This is a genomic window from Candidatus Frankia nodulisporulans, assembly GCF_902806475.1.
Classification (GTDB): Bacteria; Actinomycetota; Actinomycetes; order Frankiales; family Frankiaceae; genus Frankia; species Frankia umida.
The window spans coordinates 1-6473 of the sequence record NZ_CADCWS010000235.1 but is presented as its reverse complement, the minus strand read 5'-3'; the positions used below and the strand labels follow the sequence as shown (position 1 = coordinate 6473).

General features: G+C 71.1%; 5 protein-coding genes and 1 pseudogene. 4 read left to right on the top strand and 2 right to left on the bottom strand.

Features of this window, described 5'->3' with window-relative positions:
* On the bottom strand, positions 1-1181 hold a 1181-nt coding region (locus tag G6R24_RS16935; protein ID WP_163550205.1), incomplete at its 3' end, for a hypothetical protein.
* Complete coding sequence (locus G6R24_RS16930) at positions 1178-3538, bottom strand: P-loop NTPase family protein (protein ID WP_163550204.1); 2361 nt, start codon at positions 3536-3538, stop codon at positions 1178-1180. The genes G6R24_RS16935 and G6R24_RS16930, both read right to left, overlap by 4 nt.
* Positions 3539-3788: 250 nt before the next feature.
* Here G6R24_RS16930 and G6R24_RS24225 point away from each other — a divergent pair.
* From G6R24_RS24225 to G6R24_RS16915, 4 genes and pseudogenes are all read left to right on the top strand, one after another.
* Positions 3789-4274, top strand: a pseudogene (locus G6R24_RS24225) (DUF7507 domain-containing protein); the annotation flags it as partial.
* Positions 4275-4311: 37 nt separating this feature from the next.
* Positions 4312-4947: a DUF7507 domain-containing protein gene (locus G6R24_RS16925; protein WP_420840672.1), complete on the top strand. Its 636-nt coding sequence runs from the start codon at positions 4312-4314 to the stop codon at positions 4945-4947.
* Complete coding sequence (locus tag G6R24_RS16920; RefSeq protein ID WP_163550202.1) at positions 4944-6200, top strand: DUF7507 domain-containing protein; 1257 nt, start codon at positions 4944-4946, stop codon at positions 6198-6200. The genes G6R24_RS16925 and G6R24_RS16920 overlap by 4 nt, the downstream gene beginning before the upstream one ends.
* On the top strand, positions 6197-6382 hold the full coding sequence (locus tag G6R24_RS16915; protein WP_163550201.1) for a hypothetical protein: 186 nt from the start codon (positions 6197-6199) through the stop codon (positions 6380-6382). Before G6R24_RS16920 ends, G6R24_RS16915 begins: the two co-directional genes overlap by 4 nt.
* Positions 6383-6473: the final 91 nt, after the last annotated feature.

Genomic DNA, 6473 nt, shown 5'->3' with positions numbered 1-6473 from the left:
AGGGTGCGAACCCGTGGGCCGAAGCTGCGGTTGCTGATCCCGGCGAGCACGTTGTCGTAGGCGTCGAGGGTACGCAGGGCCGCGGCGGCCTCGACGGTGGCGCCTTCCTTCAGCGTTTTCCGACGTTTCGTGGCGCCGTCCATCCGGTCCCGCACCTCGGTCCAGAAACCGAATCTGGAGGCGGCGTCCCAGAAGGTGAGGCCGTTGACTTCGGTGCGTCGTTCCTGTTCGGCCCGGGCGGCCTTCTCGAGGTTCTCCGCGCTCTGCCGGGCGGCGTTGACGGCCTGGCTCACCAGCGGGATGAGAACGTCCTTGGCTCCGACGACACTGCGCCGACCGGGTGGGCGGACCAGGAACTCCGGGTCGGGTTCCAGTATTTTCCCGCCGTCGATGAGCGTCCAGTGCGGATCGACGAGTTCGACGCAGCCGATGCTGTCGATCGGCGCGTAGAGCAGCTGCGCGTGGCCCGCCTCGCGGTGGATGGTGTCGACCACGTTCGCGTGCACTTCCTGCACCCTGCGGGCGAGTTCGTGGGAACGGTCGCGGCCACGGCCGCCCTGGTCGGTGAAGTAGCTTTCGCACTTCACCGGGCAGAAGATCACCGTGGCCGGTTCGCCGCGCCGGGTGTTGCGGCTTGTCGCCCAGGTCTCCGCGACTGTCCGGACGTCGCCCAGGCCCAGCAGGCGCGGTATCGCGCGGTGCTGGTCCTTGGTGCGCGCCTCCATGAGCACGACCGCGTCGATCGGGATCAGCAGGGCGGTGCTCACCCGGGTGAAGGCCAGGATCTCCGCCCATTCCGCGGCTCGGGTGGCCCGCTCGGACGGGGTGAGCAGCCGGCCGGGGAAGTCCATGAACGTCATGGCCAGGCCCTCGCCCGGAACATCGTCCGGCGTGATCTGCATGTGGTAGTAGTTGACGCTCTCCGTGCCCGACAGCGAACCCGCGCGGAACTCGCCGGCGAGCAGGTCCCCGGTGAGTTCGTCCTCGTTCTGGCGAATCCGGTTCTCGGTCATCGGGTCGGCCGGGCCGATCGTGACCGGATTCCCGGCGAGCAGCTCACGGGCGTTCTCGAGCAGCGCCGTGACCAGCGTCGTCTTCCCCACCCGGGAGGGCCCCATCATGGTGACCCTGATCGTCATCGACATGTCGGGTGCTGTCGAGGGGGTGTCCACGGTCGTCACTGCGCCAATCTCCCGAACATGTCCTGGGTCTCCCGCAGCAGGGTGCGCAGGCGGGCGACGCGCGCGTTCGCCGCGTCCAGACCGCCGTACTCGCCCGGCCAGATCTCATCCCCGTAGGCGTGCGCGAGGGTGCGGAACTCCTCCTCGGAGGCCTGCGGGGAACGAATCAGCGTGTCCGCGAAGATCTCGGTGGCCGCGAGGAGCACCGGCGCGGGCCGCGCGGCGCCGTCCAGGACCGTGTTGCGAATCCGGTAGGCGACCTGGCGGGTGCGCCGGGAGATGAAGTCGTACATCTGGCGCGCGCCGTCCTCGTCCTGGCTGACCAGGATCTGCGGTTCGTACTGGTCGCTGGCCGGATTCCACGCCTCCTGGCGCAGCAGATCCAGTTCGCCGCGGATGTGCGGGTAGACCATCGAACGGAACTCGAAGCGCAGCCGGGACAGTTCCCGCACGGCGACGGCGAGGGTGGGGCACGCCTCGGGTAGTTCCTCCAACGTGGTGGCCAGATGATCCAACGACCGGTGGCTCGCGGAGGCGGCCTGGCCGGGCAGCGCGTCGGCGTCGCCCGCGGTGGGAACGAGCAGCGGCCCCAGATGGCGGGCGAGGATCGCGGTGATCTCGTCCAGCAGGCCGGCGAGATTGACGTTGTTCAGGTAGTCGTCGATGGTCGCGTACCCGCGGGCGACGCGGATGCGGGCGGCGCCGAACCGGCTGGCCGCCACCCCGGAGCTCTGCTCGTCGCCCTGCATCTCGTCGGCGACCTTCGCCTCCCACCGCTCCCGGTCACCCGCACCCATGCCCGTCGCGGCCCACTGTTCCAGGTCGGCGTGCACCCGCTCGACCACGTCCCGGAAGCCCTCGTCGACGTCCTCGGGGTCCTCGGCGCGGGAGCGGAACCGTCGGGTGAGCGCGACGAGGTCACGGGAGATGTCCAGGCGTAGCCGCTCGGCCCGCCGGTCCAGCTCGGTGCGCACACTCGCGGTGTCGCGCGTCGCCGCGGTCACCGCGGCACCGAGCTGGTTCACCTGGTCGACCACCCGCCGTGACAGCAGTGTGCCGGTGGCCTGGGCGCTGGCGGCCACGTCCGCGTCCATGACGGGCAGACGGCTGGCGAGATGATCGAGGACGGGCCGCAGGACCCGGTCGAAGACCAGCCGCGGGTCGCGGACGTCCGCCTCGACCACGGTGAACGCCGCCTCGCTGGAGCCGAGGTTCGCGCCCCGGCCGATCTCCGTGCGGACCGTGTCGAGCAGGCGAGGATCATCCTCGGTGCTGCCGTTGATGAGCAGGAAGACGTAGTCACGCCGGGCGGTGATCGGCCCGCGGGCCTCGTCGAGCAGGTCGAGGTTCTGCTCGTCCTCCTCCCGCCACAGGGCCAGCCCCTGACCCGCCCGTTTCACGAGCAGGACCAGGTCGACGTCGTCGCGCAACGCCTCCATGTGGTGGATGTGCGCCTCCGCCGACACCTCGCCCAGGCCCGGCAGGTCGACGACCGCCAGCCGGTCCACCCTCGCGTGCGGGAACGGGGTGTGGACGCGCAGTTCGCGGACCGCGAGGTAGGGGCGGCTCGCGCCACCGGCGGCCTCCTGCGACGCCGGTGGGTAGGTGACGTAGCCGCGGACGTCGGAAAGCGCGATGTCCTGCTCGGTGCCGCGCAGCAGCTCCCGGTAGGACCCGAAGGAGTCCTGCATGTCCCGCAGCCGGCGCAGCAGGGCCGCCTGGCGGTGGCCACCGCGTTCCTCGTTCGCGAGGTCGGTGACCTCCGGATACCGGTAGTGGGCGAACTCCTCCGGGGACGCCGGCACCGGAAGAATGTTCAGGCCCACGTGGTACGGCCGAAGAACGTGCTGTCGAAAGCTCTCGAAGGAATGCAGGGTGAGGGTGGCCCGCTGGGCGGCCGGGGAATGAAAGACCACGATGCGCGCCGCGGTCACCCGGGAACCGGTGGACGCCGGCAGCTGCCCGTCGCCGAGACCGGTGATGGACTGCAGCAGGGTGCTCTTCCCGACCCGCGCCTCACCGCTGGCGGCGATCGTCACGGTCTCCCGGGAGAACCGGCGCACGACGGCGCGAAACGACTCGACCACCTCGGCCAGTTCACGTCCGAGTGTGGGGGAGCGCAGTTCCAGTGCGGCGCGTTCGATCTCCGTGGCCGCGGCGAGCTCCGCGGGCAGCGCCGCCAGCGCGGCCAGGATCTCGCTGGCCGCCAGCCAGTTCTCCACCCGGGCGCGGGCCGCCGGCAGCCGACGCCGCCGGTCGTCGACGATGCGGGCGAGGGCCGCGGCCACGTCATCCTGGGTACGCGCGTCGGGATCGGCGGCCCGGCCAGGCTCGTAGCCCTCGGTTCTGGCGCTCATGTTCCCTGGTCTCCTGACAGGCGGACATCTCAGTGGCGCGATCCGGCAGGAAGGAGCGCCGGCAGGAATGAGCTTCTCCGGGCGCTGCCCATCATTTCCCGGACGCGGTCATCGAGCCGGCGGAAGGCCGATGACTCCGATATCTGGAAGATGACGGTACAAGGGTATCGGTGTGGCGGGTCGACCGCGGGCCGGGCCGGTGAGGCGCCGCCCGGAGCACGCTTTCCAGAAGAAAAAACACCTGTTCAGGATGGTTGTCTCGGGTCTGCGCCGCCCGGGACGGCGACACGCCGCCCGTCCCGGCGAAAAGCGAGGCGGGGAATTACTCAGTGCAATCATTCGGTGTATGTCGCGTGATCGGGTGCTGGATACCCTGCTGGCCGTCATCGCTGTTCTGACAGTGGGAACGGTCGGGTGGGTGGGTGCCGGGACGGCCCGCGCCGAGCCGGCGGTGCCACCCGAGCTGGTGGTGACGGCGGCGGTGGCACCGTCCACCTTCACCGGCGTCGGCCAGGAGCTCACCCTCACCTTCCTGGTGGGCAACGGCGGCCCGGGCTCGGTGCGGGACCTGCGTGTGCAACCGGCCCGCACCGGGCTGACCCCGGTCACCTGCGCCGCCACCACGCTGGCCCCGGCCACGGTCACGAGCTGCACCGCCTCGCACACCACCACCCAGGCGGACGTCGACACCCACGCGTTCGGCGTCACCGTCCTGGCGACCGCGACCCCGCTCGACGGCGGCCCGGTCGTCCTCTCGGCCCCGGTGAGCACCCATCGCCCGCGACGACTCGGCGCTGGGCCTGGGCCTGCATCTCGAGGCGGCGATCACCCCGCCGGCGATCAGCGGGTACGGCGAGGCCGTCACCTACACCTACCAGGTGACCAACACCGGCACCGCCACGGTCGGGGCGCTGCGCATCGCCTCGACCGCCAGCACCTCCGAGGCGACCTGCACGTCCTACCTGCTCGACCCGGGTGCGACCGCGACCTGCACCGCCACCGGTTGGGCCGGCATGTTCGACGTCGGTCAGAGCGCGGTGAACGTCACCGCCGTCGCCGCCGGACTGTCCGCGGACGGCACCTCGGTGCTTTCCGCCGCCGCGTCCGCCAGCGTGCCGATCGCCATCACCGGTCAGGTGGACCTGACCTTCCTGCGGGAAGACTCGCTGTTCACGACCGTCGGGCAGGAGGTGGTCACCACCTATGTCCTGACGAACAACACCAGCCGAATCCTGGCCAGCGCCGGTCTCGATCTCGACGTGCACTCCCCGAACGAGTACGCCATCTGTGAGAACCGGCGGGTCCTGATCGGGGGTCGGTCACCTGCCAGGCGCATGTCCTGGGCTCCCAGGCCCAGATCGACGCCGGCGGGGCCGCGGCGACCGTACGCGGCTGGGGCATCCCGGTGATCGACCTCACCGGCCGGTATCTCTACTCCTCGACGCTGGTCCACGTCACCCCGTACGCCCCCGCGCCGGTGCCGGTGCCGCCCGCGCCGGGCAGCCCCGCGCTCACGCTCACCACCACATCCCAACCGCCGGTGATCTCCACGGCGGGCCAGGCACGGCAGCTGCGTTACACCGTGACCAACACCGGTGACGTTCCGCTCACGGTGAGCCTGCTGCGCCGCTCGGAGTCGGCCGGCCCGATCGTCGACTGCGCGGTGCCGGAGCTCGTCCTCGCCCCGTCCGAGCAGGCCGTGTGCACGCAGGAGAGCAGCGTCTCGCAGAGCCAGATCGACGCCGGTCAGGCCGACAGCGACGTGGTCGCCGTCGGCCGGCCCGCGACCGGCGCCCCCGTGGTGTCCGACCCGTCGGTGCTGACGGTCCCGCGGAACACTCCTGGGGGCGTGTCGCTGACCGTCACCCCTTCCGCGCCGACGTTCTCCGGTGTAGGTGAGTCGATCGGCCTCACCTACACCGTCACCAACAACGGCCCCACCTCGTTCCTGCTCACCTCGGTGGTGGACGGCCTGCGCCCCTGGGCGCCGATCCTCTGTGCCTTCCAGCTGGCCCCCGGCGCATCCGTGACCTGCCAGAACAGCTACCCGACCACGATCGTGGATGTGGCGCGCGGCTACGTCGCGACCAACGCCGTCGCCCTGGGCACCACCAACACCGGCCCGCCGGTCAGCTCACCACCGGCCGGGGCACGGGTGTTCCGGACACTGCGCACCGGTCTCACGGTGACGCCGACGTCCTACCCGACGACGTTCCAGACCACCGGCTCCGAACTGACCTTCGGCTACCAGGTCACCAACACCGGCGCCGATCAGCTGACCGATCTCGTCGCCTACGCCGCGAACCCCGGCGCAGCCCTGGCGCCGCTGACCTGCCCGACGACCGCCCTCGCCCCGGGCGCGTCCGTGACCTGTACCCGCACCTACACCGCCACCGCCGCGGACACCGCCGCCGGTGCGCTGACCACCACCGCCTGGGCCGGCGGCACGCCGTACACCGGCCCGCCGGTCACCTCGGCGCCGGCCACGCTGACGGTGCTGCGCCACTACCTGGCCCTGGTCGCCTGGCCGGCCCAGGGGTCGTTCACCGGTGCGGGGCAGAACCTCACCCTGCTGTTCTCGGTCACGAACGCCGGCGCGCGCCCACTGACCGGCCTCACCATCGACACGGCCCCGGCGGACCCGCCGTCGACTGCCCCGTGACAACCATCGCCGCCAACAGCTCGCTGACCTGCTCCGCCACCCGCACCACCACCTCGGCGGACGTCAACGCCAGGTCGATCGCCGTGACCGCCCACGCCCAGGCCACGATCACCCCCACCGACCCGCCGCTGCACTCCACCCCCGCCACCATCACCGTCCCGTACCGCTTCCCGTGGTTCTGATCGGCGGTTGGTTCCAGCCGGCGGCCCGGTAACTGGTCAGGTCTCGTAGATCGTTTGTTTTTTGTTCCCCGGCTGGCTGGGATGCTTTGAT